Below are 18,060 nucleotides of genomic sequence, written 5' to 3' on the forward strand. Positions count from 1 at the left end.
AGCTGGGATGTCCCCAGCTTTTTTAGTTAATAATATAAGTATAGAAACGATTATCCACAGCTAAACGTGGAAAATCAGCAGGTAAATTTGACGATTCAATTGCTTGAAAACCAAATTTTCGGTAAAAGTGCTGAGCAGCCTCAAAATCTGTTGTTGTTCCAAGAAAAATAGCCTTCTTCTGCTCTTTTTGGCAATAAGCTACAAAAGTCTTCAATAATTCTTTTCCTAAACCTGCTTTTCTGTAATTTTTACTTACAAACATTTTCTTTAAAGCGACATTGTCTTGTTCAAGAGCCACTAAGCCAATACACCCTAGCACTTCTTTCCTCTCATTGATAGCTACCCAGAATTGACCACCTTGTTTTTGATAAGAATTTTCAATGTCCAAATTGACCGTACAACTGCCTTTAGAACGATAAAAAAATTAGCTACGCTCGGCTATTTTGAACTAAAGAAAGATGCTGTTAACCAGAAAATCAAACGTGTTTATCCAACAGAAAAAGCCATGGACATTTATCCACAGCTTCACGAATATGAACAAAAGCAATCTGATTTTCTTTTATCAAACTTATCCACAAAAGAAATTGCTCAACTTAAACAATTAATGGCAAAATTAAAATATTAACCGTAAAATCGCCATGCTAACAATTCCTGTAATGACAGCATATAATAAATTTTTAGATTTTAAGGCGACATAAAAAGTGGGAAGACTGGCTAGAACTTCCAAGTCCTTTACTTGTGGCAAATGCCCAATTTCAACGTCAAAAAGGCTTGAAAACGTCAAAGCAAATAAAATGGAAACGGGCAAATATTTCAAAAAACGAATGACAATTTCGGACAAGCCTTTATATTTTACCAAGATAAAAGGGGCAACTCGCGGAACCCACGACACAACAAATCCTAAAAGAATGGCTACCAAAACATAACTACTAACGCTCATCCAACATTACCCCCACACTACAACCAATTAACGTTGACACTAAAACCGCTAAGGCACTTGATAAAAAAACAGCACAGACTAAAAAACTAATAGCCACAGCTGCTAGTACAAGCAATAGTTTTTTAATGCCTTCACTCATCATCGCATCAAATTGAAAGACAAGTAAACCAATAAACATACCAATCAAAGCAAAATCAAGCCCAAAACTTTCTGGATTGGGGATAATACCTCCTAGGAGTGTCCCTACAATTGTAGATAAAACCCATGCTACATAACTCAGTAGATTATTACCGTGCATCCAGCTAGCTGCAATTGATTTATTGTGAACATTTTCTCCCAACAAAACACCATAACTTTCATCTGTAATTAGGCTAGCTATCCCAATGTTATTGAGAAGGCTTGTTTTGGTAAAAATAGTTGTTGCATGCAAACTCATCAACATATTACGCAAATTAACTAAAAAAACGGTCAACGTTACTGAAGCCAAATCAGCATGAGCAAGCAACATGGCACACATGGCAAATTGAGCTGAACCACCATAGACCAAAAGACTCATCAAGCCAACTTCTAAAGCTGATAATCCTGAAGCAGACGCCACAATTCCAAAAGCTAATCCAATCGAAATATAACCCAAAGCCGTTGGAAGCGCATCTTGAAGCCCCGCTTTAAACCCTTTTTCCTGCATATAAACTCCCTAAATATTCAATAAGCAGAGAACCCATATAAAGTCTCTGCAGCTACTCATTGTTCAAATAATTTTTTCTATTATAGCACATAAAAAGACTCCTGAAAATAAATTTTCAAGAGTTTTTCTATTATCTTCATCTTCCTAATCCAAACTATTAAAAGCTAAACTTGGTTTGGCATTTAAATCAAGTCCTGCAAAATGTCCTTTGTCGTATTCGATAGCTGCAGCTAGTGAAACCATTCCCGCATTATCACCACATAGACGAAGTGGCGGAATGACAACTTCTGCTTCTGTGATTTCATCTGCTAAACGTTCACGAAGGCCTTGGTTTGCCGCCACACCACCTGCTACTACAAGGGTTTTAACTGGATATTTCTCCAAAGCTTTTTTGGTTTTAGCCATTAAAACATCTAAGACAGCTGCTTGGAATGATGCTGACAAATCTTCATTTGAAAGAGTTTCACCTTTTTGAGCCGCATTATGATGGAGATTAATAAAGGCTGATTTCAACCCTGAGAATGAAAACTCGAGATTGTCTTCTTTAATCATCGCACGTGGAAAATCATAAATATCTTTCCCTTTATGAGCCAATTGGTCGATTTCACGTCCTGCTGGGTAAGTCAAGCCCATCACACGACCAACTTTGTCATAAGCCTCACCAACAGCATCATCACGTGTTTCACCAACAATCTTATAGTTACCTGGTTCAGACACATAGACAAGTTCTGTGTGACCACCAGAAACCAATAGAGCCATCAATGGGTATTGAAGTTCTTTTACCTCACGCGCAGCCATTAAGTGCCCTGCCATGTGGTTAACTGGAATCAACGGCAAGTTATTTGCCCAAGCAAAAGCTTTAGCAGCAGCCATTCCAACCAGAATCGCACCAACCAAACCAGGTCCGTAAGTGACTGCAACCGCATCTAGGTCACTAACTTCGATTCCTGCAGCTTCCAAAGCATCCTTAAAGCACGTTGTAATCACTTCAACATGGTGACGACTAGCAACTTCAGGCACAACACCACCAAAACGCTTATGACTTTCGATTTGGCTTGCGATGACGTTGCTTAAAATCTCACTTTCATTTTTCAAAACCGCAATACTTGTCTCATCACAAGAACTTTCTACGGCCAAAATATATCTATCTTTCATCGATTAACTACCTCTTATTTACCTTCACGCTTCATGATAATCGCATCTTCTACTGGTTCATGATAATATTGCTTACGTTTACCAATAATGTCAAAGTCGAATTTTTTATACAAAGCTTGTGCAGGAGCATTTGACGCTCTCACTTCTAGGAAAATGGGAAAGTCAACATGGTCAAGATTAGCCAATAATTGACTGCCTAAGCCATGTCCTTGATAAGCTTTTTTTATAGCAATATTTGTAATTTCTAGTTCCCCAGCCAATTGCGAAATAGCTAAAAAGCCAACAATTTTCTCATCTTTTTTGACAAAAAAGTAATCAACATTATCTTGTTGCATGTCTGATAAAATCTGCTTTTCAGACCAAGGAGATACTGGATAAACATCTGACAATATCTCATAAACAGTAGCAACACTTGCTTGTAAATCTTTCATATTAGATGCGATTGACATAGTTTGCGTCTGGATTTTCTGTGTGTGTTTTAAGCCAATTTTCTTCTGCTTCGACACGTTTTAGATAACTTGGCACAAAACTGTCAACATCAGCTGGTTCAAGACTTTGACCATATTTTCCAATAGCATAAGCTGACGGCAAAACAGAAAGAACCTTAGCTTGTGGAAGACTTTCAGCAATTTGGTCGCTGAAATTAGCCACTTCACCGACAAACATAACAGCTTCTTCATCTTTAACTGCTTCAAGAACATCGGCAAAGTTCATGTGTTGATCGTCTTTAACAGATTGACCGTCTTTATAAAAACCAGCATAAACATTGTTACGACGAGCATCAATCACTGGGACAACTAAGCCATCAAAATCAGCTGCAGCAGCAAGTGCATAAAGACTAGAAACACCTACCAATTCAATGTTCAACGTATAAGCTAGCGTTTTAGCAGTCGCAACTGCCACACGAAGACCAGTATATGAACCTGGACCTTGAGCTACTGAAATTCTATCCAAATCAGTTGGTTTTAAATCAACTGCTTTCATCAAAAAATCAATCGCAGGCATCAAATTAATGCTGTGATTTTTCTTAATATTGACCGTTACATCGGCTAGTAAATTTTCACCATCCAAGATGGCAACAGACAAAGCCTTACTTGAAGTATCAAAGGCTAAAACTTTCATCATTTAAATTCCCTCACTTGATTATACTTCTTATTTTATGATATAATTTTAATAATTGCAACGAATCAAGGTTAAATCAATTACTCAGAAAAAATTTAATAAGAACTGGTCAAGTAGCAAGTAAATACAAGCTAGTTGACGTGTTTTGTGTAGTTTGATTAACCACAGGTATATCAAGAAAGGAAAAAACTATGATTTATAAAGTTTTTTATCAAGAAACAAAAGAACGTAACCCACGCCGCGAACAAACTAAAGCTCTTTATTTAGAAATTGACGCAGCTAACGAACTTGAAGGACGTATCAAAACTCGTGAACTTGTAGAGGCAAAAACACCTTACAACGTTGAATACATTGAACTTCTTTCAGACAAACACCTAGCCTACGAAAAAGAAACAGGTGCCTTTAAATTAACGGAGTTATAACATGTCACAAATCAATTTAAAACCCGAAGAAGTTGGGGTTTATGCGATTGGTGGTCTCGGAGAAATTGGTAAAAACACTTACGGTATTGAATATCAAGATGAAATCATTATCGTAGATGCTGGTATCAAATTCCCAGAAGACGATTTGCTCGGTATTGACTACGTTATTCCAGACTATTCATATATCGTTGACAATATCGATCGCATTAAAGGCCTTGTGATTACTCACGGGCACGAAGACCACATCGGTGGGATTCCTTTCCTTTTGAAGCAAGCCAATATTCCAATTTATGCTGGACCACTTGCGCTTTCACTTATTAAGGGAAAATTGGAAGAGCACGGACTTTTACGTGACGCTAAACTTTACGAAATCAACGCCAATACTGAGTTGACTTTTAAAAACCTTAGCGTTACTTTCTTCCGTACAACCCACTCAATTCCGGAACCTCTAGGAATCGTTATCCACACACCACAAGGTAAAATTGTCTGCACAGGGGATTTCAAATTTGACTGGACACCAGTTGGTGAACCAGCAGATATCCACCGCATGGCTGCACTTGGTGAGGACGGCGTCCTATGTTTGCTATCTGATTCTACTAACGCAGAAATTCCAACCTTTACAAACTCAGAAAAAGTTGTTGGACAATCTATTATGAAGATTATTGAAGGTATTCACGGACGTATTATCTTTGCGTCATTTGCCTCAAATATCTTCCGTCTCCAACAAGCTGCCGAAGCAGCTGTTAAAACTGGACGTAAAATCGTAGTCTTCGGACGTTCAATGGAAAAAGCCATTGTAAACGGTATTGAACTTGGTTACATCAAAGTTCCAAAAGGAACATTTATCGAACCAAGCGAAATCAAAGACTACCACGCTAGTGAAATCTTGATTATGTGTACAGGTAGCCAAGGTGAATCAATGGCTGCGCTAGCACGTATTGCTAATGGTACACACCGTCAAGTTACACTACAACCTGGCGATACTGTCATCTTCTCTTCTAGCCCAATTCCTGGTAATACAACAAGTGTTAACAAACTTATCAACACTATCCAAGAAGCTGGTGTAGAAGTTATCCACGGAAAAGTTAACAACATCCACACATCTGGTCACGGTGGACAACAAGAGCAAAAACTTATGCTCCGCTTGATGAAACCAAAATTCTTCATGCCTGTTCATGGTGAATACCGTATGCTTAAAATCCATGCTGGCTTAGCGATGGATACAGGTGTGCCAAAAGACAATATCTTCATCATGGAAAACGGTGATGTTCTAGCTCTTACAGCTAATTCAGCTCGTCGTGCTGGACACTTTAACGCCCAAGATATCTATGTTGACGGTAATGGTATCGGGGATATCGGTGCTGCCGTACTTCGCGATCGTCGTGATTTGTCTGAAGACGGTGTTGTGCTTGCCGTAGCTACTGTTGGCTTTGATAGCCAAATGATTTTGGCTGGTCCTGACATTCTTAGTCGTGGGTTTATCTACATGCGAGAATCTGGTGACCTCATTCGTGAAAGTCAACGTGTTCTCTTCAATGCTATCCGCATTGCTTTGAAGAACAAAGACGCAAGTATCCAATCTGTTAACGGTGCTATCGTTAACGCACTTCGTCCATTCCTATACGAAAAAACTGAACGTGAGCCAATCATCATTCCAATGATTCTCACACCAGATGATAAATAATCAAAAAGCTAGTTGATATAATCAACTAGCTTTTTTTATCAACAACTTATCCACAGAAACTAAAAAAGTCTGGAATATTTCCAGACTTATTCTATCTTGTTAATAACTTTCTGGATAGATGTAGCTGACAGTCCCAGCAGTGTTGCTCTTTGTTGGATCAAACCAGCCACGGTAATTATCAATCCATTGTTTATTGCCATAATTAGATTCTAAAACTTGAATTTGCCCACTAGCGTTTACAGCTGTCACGTAAGCCACATGCCCATAACTATCAGGATCAGTCCAGCAGACAATAGCTCCTACTTCAGCCTGTGTCCCAACCACATAGCCTTGTGAAGCGGCATTGGCTGCCCAATCGCCAGCATTTCCCCACCAATTACTTGCCCAAGTTGCTACTTGCTTTACACCCCAAGTGCATTGCCCAACAGGGTAAGTATTAGTCGAGCTGTCCTGCTTTGACACTGGCGCATCAATTTGGCTTGCCTCAGAATTCCTACTTGATGTTAACAAATTAGTCACAAATGGATCAATCGGTGTCTTATCAGGTATCTGCAGCACTTGCCCAGGAACAATAGTGTCATAAATCGACATACCATTTAAGGCTGCTAAATCATAAACACTCAGTCCATACATCTGTGCCACACTATAAAATGAATCACCACTTTGCAAAGTATAGGTGTCTGCTTTTGCATCGACCTGTGACAATAGCAAAGCTCCTGATAAAGTTGCGGTTGCTAGAACTAATTTTGTTTTGTAATTCATAAAAATCTTCCTCCCTTTATGAACACTAGTATAGCAAGCCAATATTACAAACTATATAAGAAAATGTAAGCGTTATATGTCACAATATCTAAATTCGCAAAATGAACGTTACAAAAAAACTGCCCAATGGGCAGCTTTTTTATGATTGAAAACAAGAATGTGTGTTAAACGCTTAGATTAATTCATTATTGAGCAACCATGACACGAAGGCCTTGGTCGATTTGTTCTGCAGCCTTACGTCCTTCACGGATTCCCCAAATGACAAGACTTGGACCACGACGAGCATCACCAGCAACAAAGACACGATCGTTGTTAGTTGAATAATCATCATAAACACTTTGGACACCAAATTGTTCAAAGAGTGATTTTTCAGCGCCAGTGAATCCCATTGCTAACAAGACAAGGTCAGCTTTAATCGTTTCTTCTGTACCTTCAATTGGTTTGAAACCAGGACCAACTTTGATAGTTTTCGCAGCAATGACTTGACCACGATCAGCACCAATAAATTCTGTTGTTGATGTTGCATAAGTTGTCAAATCTGTGTCTTGCACATAATTGGCTTCTTCTTGCCCGTATCCAACGCGTTTGATCATTGGATATTGTGGCCATGGATTAGTTGGTAAGCGTTTTTCTGGCGGTTCTGGAGTGATTTCAAGCTGTTTAACGCTTGCTGCACCTAAACGAACCGCTGTACCGATACAGTCATTACCAGTATCCCCACCACCGATAACAAGAACGTGTTTACCTTCAAGCGTTGGACCAAGTTTTTTGTTTTCAGATGCAAGAACATTTTTAGTTGTTTCTGTTAAGAAATCAACTGCAAATCGAATACCAGTCAAGTGACGACCAGGAACATCCAAATCACGTGGCACACTAGCACCAGTTGCAAGAACTACACGGTCATATTCTTTCAACAATTCATCAGCAGTGATGTCACGTCCAACTTCTGTGTTGGCAACAAAATTGATACCAAGTTTTTCCATAAGATCGATACGACGTTGAACAACTTCTTTATCCAACTTCATATTTGGAATACCATACATCAAAAGTCCACCGAAGCGATCGCTACGTTCATAAACTGTGACACTGTGACCAAGTTTGTTAAGACGCCATGCTGTTGAAAGACCTGCAGGACCAGAACCAATTACAGCAATTTTAAATCCAGTACGGAAAGCAGGGCGACCTGATTCTTCTACCCAACCATTTTCAAAGGCTGTATCAATGATAAAGCGTTCATTATCATGGATAGTAACACCAGAGCCATTGAGACCCTCTGTACAGCCTTTTTCACATGGAGCTGGACAAACACGTCCAGTCATCTCTGGAAACGGATTAGTGCGTGATAAACGCTCAAATGCACGCTTGTAATCACCTTTATAGAGAAGATCATTCCATTCAGGAATCAAGTTGTCATTTGGACAACCTGAAACCGCACGTCCGCCACCGTAAAATTGTCCTGAGTGACAGAAAGGAATCCCACAAGACATACAACGCGCAGCTTGTTTTTGACGCTCTTCTGCTGTTAATGGAACTTGTAATTCTTCAAAGTCCAAGATGCGTTCAGCAACAGGACGAAACGGATTGTCTTTTCGATCATATTTCAAAAATCCAAACGGATTAGCCATTTTATTTACCCCCTGTTACTTGTGCGAGAAGTTCTTCTTTTTCTGCTGCTGTTTCAGCTCCACCAGTTGCAATTTCGAAAGTACGCAATTCAAGTTCGTCACCTTCTAGACCAGTGTTAGCAAGAGCATACTCAATGTTATTGATTTCGTGGAACTCAGTTGGGTAAACTTTGACAAATTTATCAACTTCTTGTGCCCAGTTATCAAGCAAACGTTTAGCTTTGGCACTGCCAGTGTATTCGTAGTGTTTTTGAATCATGTCTACCAAGACATCATCACCACGTGTTTCACCAACTTTGTAAAGATCAACCATTTGACGGTTAACTTTTTCAGCGAAATCACCATCAGCATCGTAAACGTAAGCAACACCACCACTCATACCAGCAGCGAAGTTACGACCTGTTGTACCAAGGATAACCGCAACACCACCTGTCATGTATTCACAACCGTGGGCTCCGACACCTTCAACAACAACTTTCGCACCTGAGTTACGAACACAGAAACGTTCACCAGCACGACCAGCGAAGTAAGCTTCACCTTTAACCGCACCAAAGAGGGCAACGTTACCAACGATTGGTGAATTTTCGATATCATAAGCAGCATCATGTGGTGGTTTCACAATCAAACGTCCACCTGACATAGATTTAGCAATGTAGTCATTGGCTTCACCAACCAAAGTCAATTCCATACCTTGAGTAATAAAGCTTGCAAATGATTGACCAGCAATACCAGTGTATTCGTACTTAATCAACCCAGGTTCAACTGAGTAGTTACCATAACGTTCAGCCATCCAACCTGCCATACGAGCTCCGACAGCACGTTGAACATTGTTGATTGTTTCTTTGACTGTTACGCTTGTACCACTATCGACAGCGGCTTTGGCAAATCCATCCAATTCTTTCCATTGACGTGCTTCAGCAAATGGATCTTCTGTCTTACGTTCAATTGGATAAGCTGTTCCAAGCATACGAGAGAAATCAAGTGATTTAGCTTTACCTTTTGGAACAAATTTAGCTTTCAAGATTTCTGAATGTCCAACCATTTCATCAACAGAACGGAAACCAAGCTCAGCCATGTATTCACGCAATTCTTCTGCCATAAACATCATCATGTTGATAACATGTTCAGGTTTACCAGCGAAGTGTTTACGAAGTTCTGGGTTTTGCGTTGCAACACCAACAGGACAAGTATTAAGAGAACATACACGCATCATGACACAACCGATAGAAATCAATGTCAAACTTGCAAATGAATATTCTTCTGCACCAAGAAGTGTGGCAATGGCAACATCACGACCTGTCATCAATTTACCATCTGTTTCAAGTGTCATACGTTGACGAAGGCGGTTAAGTGACAATGTTTGGTGAGCTTCAGCCAATCCCATTTCCCATGGAAGACCTGCATCACGAACAGAGTTACGAGGAGAAGCTCCAGTACCACCGTCATAACCAGAGATAACAACCTTGTCAGCACCAGCTTTTACACAACCTGTAGCGATTGTACCAACACCAGTACTTGAAACCAATTTAACATTGATTTTAGCATAAGGATTGATAGCTTTAAGGTCATAAATCAATTGAGCCAAATCTTCGATTGAGTAGATATCATGGTGAGGTGGTGGTGAAATCAAACGCACACCAGGCGTTGCACCACGAATTTCAGCAACCCATGGGAAGACTTTTTGGCCAGGCAACTGACCACCTTCACCAGGTTTTGCACCTTGTGCCAACTTGATTTGGATTTCTTCAGCAGACATAAGGTATTCAGCGTTGACACCAAAACGTCCTGAAGCGACTTGTTTAATCTTAGAGTTCAAGTTACGACCATCTGGTTGCACTTTGAAACGATTACGGTTTTCGCCACCTTCACCAGAGTTAGATTTAGCTCCAATTGAGTTCATTGCTTCAGCGATTGTTTCGTGCGCTTCTTTAGAAAGTGAACCAAAACTCATGGCACCAACTTTGAAACGTTTAACAATTGCTTCTGCAGGTTCAACCTCAGAAAGGTCAACTTTTGGACGATCTGATTTGAATTCCCAAATTGAGCGAAGAGTTGTCGGAGTAGACAAGGCTTCTTTATCTAATTCTGCTGTGTATTCTTTGAAGAGTTTGTAATCTCCTTTACGAACAGCCTGTTGGAAATTGTAGATTGTATGTGGATTAAATAGGTGATATTCACCGTCAGCTTTGAATTGATAAATACCGCCACTTTGCAAATAGTCACCACGACGAGGACCAAAAGCATCTTCCATTCGTTGAAGATATTCTTTTTCAATTTGGTCAAGTGACAATCCACCGATACGTGTTACTGTACCTGTAAAGTATTTGTTAACAACTGAGTCTGAAAGGCCAACTGCTTCAAACAATTGAGCTCCTTTGTAACCTAGGATTGTCGAAATCCCCATACGGCTCATAACTTTAACGATACCTTTTTCAGCGGCTTTACGGTATTTTTCAAATGCTGTTTCATCTTTACCGTATTCTTTCAATGTTGCATAAGCACCATAAGGGTGAACAGCTGCAGCACCATAACCAACCAAAGTAGCAAAGTGATGAACTTCAATTGCTTCTGCTGTATCCACAACGATTGAGAATTGACTAGCTTTTCCTTTGACAACCATGTAGTTATTCAAACCAGATACAGCCAAAAGCATTGGGATTGTTGTTTGTTTTTCTTTTACATTGCGGTCTGAAAGGATGATAATCTTGCTACCTTTATCAACAGCTTTCTCAGCGGCTTTGAAAAGATTTTCCAAGGCACGTTGCAAACGATTATGTGATGGTTCAACCACATCATAAACTGTTGAGAGAGTTGTTGCACGGTAACGTTCATCTTTCAAGTTAGCGATTTTTGCAAAATCTTCACTTGAAAGAACAGGACTGTCAATTTTGACTTTAACACAGTTATCAGCACCATCAACTTTGAAGTTACCATCGCCACCAAGGTAAACACTTGTTGAAACGACGATTTGTTCACGAATCGCATCAATTGGTGGGTTTGTAACTTGGGCAAATTGTTGTTTAAAGAAAGTGAAAAGAGATTGACTCTTATTAGAAAGAACTGCTAGCGGGCTATCAAATCCCATAGAAATAACAGGTTCTTCACCTTTTTCAGACATTGGGAGGATAACTGTACGAATAACTTCTTCATTATATCCGTAAGCTTTCCACATTGTTTCAATGTCATTTGTTTCTTGAGTTAATTCTGAAGCTTCAAAGTCATTAAGATGTGCAATATTTTCTTCAACCCATTCTTTGTATGGATGTTGAGCAGCATAGTATGCTTTGACCTCTTCATTACGCATCAATTTACCAGAAGTTGTGTCAATCAACATCATGTTACCAGGACCAAGCACACCTTTTTCGATAACGCGGCTTGGTTCAAGGTCAACAACCCCAGATTCACTTGAACAGATCAAGAAATTATCTTTTGTCAATGAATAACGGCTAGGACGCAAACCATTACGGTCCAAACGAGCACCAACCATGTCACCATCTGTAAAGACAAGAGCAGCTGGACCATCCCATGGAGCTACAAAACTTGATGCATATTCATAAAATGCTTTAAGGTCATCAGGAAGACCTGACTCGTCACCCCAAGCTTCTGGTACCATCATCAAAAGACTTTGTGGAATATCACGACCATTGCGATAAAGGTACTCCAAACAGTTTTCCAACTTGGCAGAATCTGAGTTTTCTTCATTATAAACTTCAATCTGGTGGCTGTGCATCCAGTTTTCTGCACCACGAAGGGTATTGATTTCACCATTATGTGCCAAGAAACGGAATGGTTGAGCACGGTCCCAAGAAGGGAAAGTATTAGTAGAGAAACGTGAGTGTGTCAATGCAATGTGTGATTTAAAATGTTCATCTTGCAAGTCAGGGTAGAATAGTCCTACTTGGAAGGCATGAAGCATCCCTTTATACACAATTGTTTTGCTTGAAAGAGAACAGATGAAAAATTCATCAGATGAAAAGCTCTTTTCAAGTTGACGACGCAAGCGGAACAATTTGTCTTCAAAATCACGACCAGCTTTTGTATCATCAGGTTTTTTAACAAAAACTTGAACAAAGCTTGGCATAATTTCTTGTGCCGCTGGACCACAATTATCATAATTAAATGGCACATCACGAGTCATCAAGACATGGAAACCAGCTGATTTAATTTCTGCTTTAACTGCTTCTAGAAGGCTATCTTTAGCCTCAGCATCTTGAGGTAAAAATAGTTGTGCAACAGCGTAGTCACCTTTTTTAGGTAAATCATAACCTGCTTCTTTTGCTTTTACTTGGAAAAATTCATCTGGCAAAGCAAGCAACATTCCGGCACCATCACCAGTATCAGGCTCTGCACCTGTACCACCACGGTGATTCATACGTGTCAACATTGTCAAGGCATAATCAATCAAAGTATGACTTGCTTCACCATCGAGTTGTGCAACAAACCCCATCCCACAGGCATCTGATTCAAAAGATGGATCCCAAAGCGTTGTCTGTTGCGCCCTCAAAGCACTTTCATTCATAGCTCTTACTCCTATCATTAATACAAATAGTCTAAAACTGACTAAAATAGTCTAATTATTCAGAATATTTACTTCACATTATACCACATTCTCTCTAATTAGAATAGCTCTTATTTAAACTTTCTATTTAGAATGTGGTATTTTTTGGTAAAAAAAAGACAGCCAGAAGCTGTCTTACTTACTACTACTTCTTAGTAAAGATCTAGATAGTTGTCAATTTCCCATTGTGAAACAAAGGCCGCATAGCTTGACCATTCAATTTTCTTAGCTTCCACAAAGTTTGTAAAGATGTGATTTCCAAGAGCAGCTTTAACTACTTCATCATCTTGCAATGCTTTAACGGCATTGTGCAATGTTGATGGAAGATCACGGATTCCAGCTTCTTTACGTTCTTCTTGAGTCATGATGTAGATATTTGATTCAACTGGAGCTGGTGCTTCAATTTTGTTTTCAATACCATCAAGACCTGCTTCAAGAAGGACAGCAAGAGCAAGATATGGGTTAGCAGTTGGGTCAACTGAACGAAGTTCCAAACGAGTACCCATTCCACGTGATGCAGGTACGCGGATAAGTGGTGAACGGTTACGTCCAGCCCATGCGATGTAAACAGGTGCTTCATAACCAGGAACCAAACGTTTGTATGAGTTTACAGTTGGGTTCATGATTGCAGTGTAGTTATAAGCGTGTTTCATCAAACCGCCAAGGAAGTAATATGCTGTTTCAGACAATTGCATACCTTTTGGATCTTCAGTATCAAAGAAAGCATTGTTTCCATCGTAATCGAACAATGACATGTTACAGTGCATACCTGAACCGTTGATACCAAATTTAGGTTTAGCCATGAATGTAGCGTAAAGACCATGTTTACGAGCAATTGTTTTAACAACAAGTTTGAAAATTTGAATGTTATCACATGCTTTCAAAACATCAGCATATTTAAAGTCGATTTCGTGTTGACCGATTGCAACTTCGTGGTGACTTGCTTCAACTTCAAATCCCATTTCAGTCAAAACATTAACGATTTCACGACGAGTGTTATCTGCAAGGTCAGTTGGTGCAAGGTCGAAGTAACCACCGCGGTCGTTTACTTCAAGAGTTGGTTCACCCTTTTCATCCAATTTGAACAAGAAGAATTCTGGTTCTGGACCAAGGTTAAATGATTTGAAACCAACTTTTTCCATGTGACGAAGTGCACGTTTCAAGTTACCACGTGGGTCACCTGCAAATGGTTCACCTTCAGCAGTGTAGATATCACAGATCAAACCTGCAACAGCACCATTTTCACCACCCCAAGGGAACACTGTCCATGTATCAAGATCTGGGTGCAAGAACATATCAGATTCGTTGATACGTACAAAACCTTCGATTGAAGAACCATCGAACATTGCTTTGTTTGACAATACTTTGTCAAGTTGTTCGTCAGTTGCTGGGATTTCTACGTTTTTCAATGTTCCAGCGATATCTGAGAACATCAAGCGTAAAAATGTAACATTTTTTTCTTTGACTTCGCGACGGATGTCAGCTGCTGTAATAGTCATGAATTTAGGTCTCCTTTTAAAACCGAAATAACCGAGCGGCGCTTATTTTTAGATGCGCCAATTGCTAATGTACTGTGATGGGGCCGAAAAACGACCTTGGTTTCGGAGTTCATCTTGTAAGATTCGACGAACATCAGCATCAGTTAAAGACTTCTGCTTTTGAAGTGCTTTATCTTGTCTATCTGCGTATTCACGTTTGATAGCCGCAATGTTAAGCCCCTCGTCAAGGAAATCTTTAATTTCAAGCAATCGATCCATATCGTTTAATGAAAACATACGACGGTTACCTGAAGTACGTTCTGGGGTTATTAACCCTTGATCCTCATAATAACGAATCTGACGTGCTGTTAAATCGGTCAATTTCATTACTGTCCCAATGGGAAAAACCGCCATGGAACGTCTGAGTTCTTTTTCTTTCATGATGACCTCCTTCCGATAATTATTATAGTCTGAAAATTCTAAACTGTCAACCCCATATGTTAGAAAATATAACATTAAGGATTAATTTTTTTCATTTTTATTTTTCAACCACTCGCGAACCATATCTACATCAGAATTAATGAGTATAGCAACAAAGACTCCACAGAATGTTTCAAACACCCTTGCAAAGACATATAAAATCGTATCCCCAGCAGGAATGGACAACGTAATAATTAAAAGTGCCGAAGTTCCACCAATAATCCCTGCTTTATTATTAATCGAAACATTGATCATAATCCCAAGCATTGTAAATACTGGAACAAAAATCAAAGTCACCCAAAATTGGTTGTGGAAAAATTGATTAATTAAAAAGAAGAGCAAAGACAGAAAACCACCGACACTATTTCCAACAATACGTGAAAAACCAAAGTGAACACTTTTATCCAAACTTTCACGTAAGCTGAAAACAGCCGTCAGCGTTCCAATCTGCAGCCCTTCCCAACCAAATAAATGAAATAATAAAAGAACCAAAAAGACAGACAAACCTGTCTTCAGCGTTCGCATCCCTAACTTAAACTTACTCGGATCAAATTTATAATTTGATAAAAGATCTTTCAAATACTTCATAACCCACAACCCAATTTATTTTCTTTATTTTAACACATTTTAAATCGTTTTCGCTAGACTGGAATGCGTTTACTTTTTCAAGTGTAAACAAAAAAGAGCCCCAAAGGGCTCTTCTATTCTCAAAGTTGAGAATTATTTGTCAGTCAATGCAGCAAGACCTGGAAGTACTTTACCTTCAAGAAGTTCCATAGAAGCTCCACCACCAGTAGAGATCCATGAGAATTTGTCTGCACGGCCAAGGTTGATAGCTGCGGCAGCTGAGTCACCACCACCGATGATTGATTTAACGCCTGGTTGTTTAACGATAGCGTCCATTACACCGATTGTACCAGCTTGGAAGTCAGGGTTTTCAAATACACCCATAGGTCCGTTCCAAACAACTGTTTTAGCGCCAGTCAATTCTTCGTCGAATTTAGCGATTGATTTAGGACCGATATCAAGACCAAGGAATCCAGCATCTACAGCTGCACCTTCAGTATCTTTAACTTCAGTGTAGTCAGCAAAAGCGTTAGCTTCTTTTGAGTCAACTGGCAAGATCAATTTACCGTTAGCTTTAGCCAAAAGTTCTTTAGCAACATCAAGTTTGTCTTCTTCAACAAGTGAGTTACCGATTTCGATACCTTGTGCTTTAAGGAATGTGTAAGTCATACCACCACCGATAAGAACTTTATCAGCTTTTTTCAACAAGTTTTCGATAACACCGATTTTATCTGAAACTTTTGAACCACCAAGGATTGCGATAAATGGACGAACTGGGTTTTCAACAGCTTCTTGGATGTAAGCAATTTCGTTTTCAAGAAGGAAACCTGCAACAGCTTTTTCAACGTTTGCAGAGATACCTACGTTAGATGCGTGTGAACGGTGTGCAGTACCGAATGCATCGTTAACGAAGATTCCGTCACCAAGTGAAGCCCAGTATTTACCAAGTTCTGGATCGTTTTTAGATTCTTTTTTACCGTCAACATCTTCAAAACGAGTGTTTTCAACAAGAAGAACTTCACCATCTTTAAGGTTGTTGATAGCTTCTTCAAGTTCAGCACCACGTGTAACACCTGGGAAGACAACATCTTGACCAAGTTTAGCTGCCAAATCAGCTGCTACTGGAGCAAGAGATTTACCTTCTTTATCAGCTTCTTCTTTAACACGTCCAAGGTGAGAGAAAAGAATTGCACGACCACCTTGTTCGATGATGTACTTGATTGTTGGAAGAGCCGCAGAAATACGGTTGTCATTAGTGATAACGCCATCTTTCAAAGGTACGTTAAAGTCAACACGGACAAGGACTTTTTTACCTTTCAAATCAACGTCTTTAACAGTCAATTTAGCCATTGATAGGACTCCTTATAATTTTTTATACATGCTAATTATATCACAAAACCTGTAAAAGAGGTAGTTAAATCAATAGAATTTGTCCCTCGCCTCCTACAAGCGCACGAGATCTAAGGAACATATTTACAGAAAACAAAAAAAGAGAGGAATAAATCCTCTCTTTAACTGATCAACTCAATGATTATTTAGCAATTTTTGCGAAGTATTCAAGAGTACGAACAAGTTGTGAAGTGTATGACATTTCGTTGTCGTACCATGAAACAGTTTTAACCAATTGAGTACCGTCAGCAGCTTCAGTTACTTCAGTTTGAGTTGCGTCAAACAATGAACCGAATGAGATACCTACGATATCGCTTGAAACTACTTGGTCAGTGTTGTAACCGAATGATTCAGTTGCAGCAGCTTGCATAGCAGCGTTAACTTCTTCAACAGTTACTTTTTTGTCAAGAACTGAAACAAGTTCAGTAAGTGATCCAGTTGGAACTGGTACACGTTGTGCATGACCTTGAAGTTTACCGTTCAATTCAGGGATAACAAGACCGATAGCTTTAGCAGCACCAGTTGAGTTAGGAACGATGTTTTCAGCAGCAGCACGTGCGCGACGGAAGTCACCTTTACGGTGTGGTCCATCAAGAGTCATTTGGTCACCAGTGTAACCGTGAACTGTAGTCATTGTACCAACTTTAAGACCGAAGTTTTTGTTCAAAGCGTCAGCCATTGGTGCAAGACAGTTAGTTGTACATGAACCAGCTGAGATAACTGTTTCAGTACCATCTAGGATTTCGTGGTTAGTGTTAAATACGATTGTTTTAACATCTGATCCACCAGGAGCAGTGATAACAACTTTTTTAGCTCCACCTTCGTGCAAGTGTTTTTCAGCAGCAGCTTTAGTTGCAAAGAAACCAGTTGCTTCAAGAACGATTTCTACACCGTCGTTAGCCCAGTCGATTTGTTCTGGGTCACGTTCAGCAGAAACTTTAACGAATTGACCGTTAACTTCAAAACCACCATCTTTAACAACAACATCACCGTTGAAACGACCTTGAGTTGTATCGTATTTCAACAAGTGAGCAAGCATAGCTGGGTCAGTAAGGTCGTTAATACGAGCTACTTCAACACCTTCAACGTTTTGGATACGACGGAATGCAAGACGACCGATACGACCGAAACCGTTAATACCAACTTTAACTACCATTAGTGATTTCCTCCTTATGAAAATCAAAAAAAAATTT

16 protein-coding genes and 1 pseudogene are annotated in these 18,060 nt (G+C 39.5%); 3 read left to right on the forward strand and 14 right to left on the reverse strand.

What is annotated here, in order from left to right; all coding sequences use genetic code 11:
- Nucleotides 1–22: 22 nt before the first annotated feature.
- Nucleotides 23–388, reverse strand: coding sequence for a GNAT family N-acetyltransferase (locus tag BLR83_RS06370; protein WP_074560907.1), 366 nt, complete (start codon nucleotides 386–388; stop codon nucleotides 23–25).
- Between BLR83_RS06370 and BLR83_RS06375 the strand changes: the two are divergent.
- Nucleotides 380–625 (forward strand): annotated as a pseudogene (locus tag BLR83_RS06375) (MarR family transcriptional regulator); the annotation flags it as partial. The gene BLR83_RS06370 and the pseudogene BLR83_RS06375 overlap by 9 nt on opposite strands.
- On the opposite strand, the gene BLR83_RS06380 reads toward BLR83_RS06375, so the two are convergent.
- From BLR83_RS06380 to tsaB, 5 genes are all read right to left on the reverse strand, one after another.
- Complete coding sequence (locus BLR83_RS06380) at nucleotides 614–940, reverse strand: AzlD domain-containing protein (protein ID WP_074560908.1); 327 nt, start codon at nucleotides 938–940, stop codon at nucleotides 614–616. The pseudogene BLR83_RS06375 and the gene BLR83_RS06380 overlap by 12 nt on opposite strands.
- Complete coding sequence (locus BLR83_RS06385; protein ID WP_074560909.1) at nucleotides 930–1,625, reverse strand: AzlC family ABC transporter permease; 696 nt, start codon at nucleotides 1,623–1,625, stop codon at nucleotides 930–932. The genes BLR83_RS06380 and BLR83_RS06385 overlap by 11 nt, the downstream gene beginning before the upstream one ends.
- 144 nt (nucleotides 1,626–1,769) lie before the next feature.
- On the reverse strand, nucleotides 1,770–2,780 hold the full coding sequence (gene tsaD, locus BLR83_RS06390; protein WP_074560910.1) for a tRNA (adenosine(37)-N6)-threonylcarbamoyltransferase complex transferase subunit TsaD: 1,011 nt from the start codon (nucleotides 2,778–2,780) through the stop codon (nucleotides 1,770–1,772).
- 14 nt (nucleotides 2,781–2,794) lie between these two features.
- Nucleotides 2,795–3,211: a ribosomal protein S18-alanine N-acetyltransferase gene (rimI, locus tag BLR83_RS06395; protein WP_234793113.1), complete on the reverse strand. Its 417-nt coding sequence runs from the start codon at nucleotides 3,209–3,211 to the stop codon at nucleotides 2,795–2,797.
- 1 nt (nucleotide 3,212) lies between these two features.
- Nucleotides 3,213–3,905, reverse strand: coding sequence for a tRNA (adenosine(37)-N6)-threonylcarbamoyltransferase complex dimerization subunit type 1 TsaB (gene tsaB / locus BLR83_RS06400; RefSeq protein WP_081340996.1), 693 nt, complete (start codon nucleotides 3,903–3,905; stop codon nucleotides 3,213–3,215).
- A 188-nt stretch (nucleotides 3,906–4,093) separates the two neighbouring features.
- Here tsaB and BLR83_RS06405 point away from each other — a divergent pair, with 188 nt between their 5' ends.
- Nucleotides 4,094–4,324 carry a DNA-dependent RNA polymerase subunit epsilon gene (locus tag BLR83_RS06405; protein ID WP_039696258.1) on the forward strand — a complete coding sequence of 77 codons (231 nt, stop codon included), beginning with the start codon at nucleotides 4,094–4,096 and terminating at the stop codon, nucleotides 4,322–4,324.
- Between the two features lies 1 nt (nucleotide 4,325).
- Nucleotides 4,326–6,008: a ribonuclease J1 gene (gene rnjA, locus BLR83_RS06410; RefSeq protein ID WP_074560912.1), complete on the forward strand. Its 1,683-nt coding sequence runs from the start codon at nucleotides 4,326–4,328 to the stop codon at nucleotides 6,006–6,008.
- A 99-nt stretch (nucleotides 6,009–6,107) separates the two neighbouring features.
- Here rnjA and BLR83_RS06415 read toward each other — a convergent pair whose 3' ends face one another.
- The 8 genes from BLR83_RS06415 to gap form a co-directional block, all read right to left on the reverse strand.
- Nucleotides 6,108–6,776: a CHAP domain-containing protein gene (locus BLR83_RS06415; protein WP_419177391.1), complete on the reverse strand. Its 669-nt coding sequence runs from the start codon at nucleotides 6,774–6,776 to the stop codon at nucleotides 6,108–6,110.
- A gap of 179 nt (nucleotides 6,777–6,955) precedes the next feature.
- Nucleotides 6,956–8,395 carry a glutamate synthase subunit beta gene (locus BLR83_RS06420; protein ID WP_074560914.1) on the reverse strand — a complete coding sequence of 480 codons (1,440 nt, stop codon included), beginning with the start codon at nucleotides 8,393–8,395 and terminating at the stop codon, nucleotides 6,956–6,958.
- 1 nt (nucleotide 8,396) lies between these two features.
- Entirely contained in the window at nucleotides 8,397–12,914 is a 4,518-nt protein-coding gene (gltB, locus tag BLR83_RS06425; protein WP_074560915.1) for a glutamate synthase large subunit, read from the reverse strand.
- Between the two features lie 191 nt (nucleotides 12,915–13,105).
- Complete coding sequence (gene glnA / locus BLR83_RS06430) at nucleotides 13,106–14,452, reverse strand: type I glutamate--ammonia ligase (RefSeq protein WP_074560916.1); 1,347 nt, start codon at nucleotides 14,450–14,452, stop codon at nucleotides 13,106–13,108.
- A gap of 48 nt (nucleotides 14,453–14,500) precedes the next feature.
- On the reverse strand, nucleotides 14,501–14,872 hold the full coding sequence (locus BLR83_RS06435) for a MerR family transcriptional regulator (protein ID WP_015695674.1): 372 nt from the start codon (nucleotides 14,870–14,872) through the stop codon (nucleotides 14,501–14,503).
- 81 nt (nucleotides 14,873–14,953) lie between these two features.
- Nucleotides 14,954–15,499: an FUSC family protein gene (locus tag BLR83_RS06440; protein ID WP_074560917.1), complete on the reverse strand. Its 546-nt coding sequence runs from the start codon at nucleotides 15,497–15,499 to the stop codon at nucleotides 14,954–14,956.
- Nucleotides 15,500–15,631: 132 nt separating this feature from the next.
- Nucleotides 15,632–16,828, reverse strand: a complete 1,197-nt coding sequence (locus BLR83_RS06445) for a phosphoglycerate kinase (protein WP_033153373.1) — start codon at nucleotides 16,826–16,828, stop codon at nucleotides 15,632–15,634.
- A gap of 181 nt (nucleotides 16,829–17,009) precedes the next feature.
- Nucleotides 17,010–18,023, reverse strand: a complete 1,014-nt coding sequence (gap, locus tag BLR83_RS06450) for a type I glyceraldehyde-3-phosphate dehydrogenase (RefSeq protein ID WP_021143165.1) — start codon at nucleotides 18,021–18,023, stop codon at nucleotides 17,010–17,012.
- Nucleotides 18,024–18,060: the final 37 nt, after the last annotated feature.

Origin of the sequence: Streptococcus equinus (assembly GCF_900101445.1) — a bacterium.
GTDB lineage: Bacteria > Bacillota > Bacilli > Lactobacillales > Streptococcaceae > Streptococcus > Streptococcus equinus_B.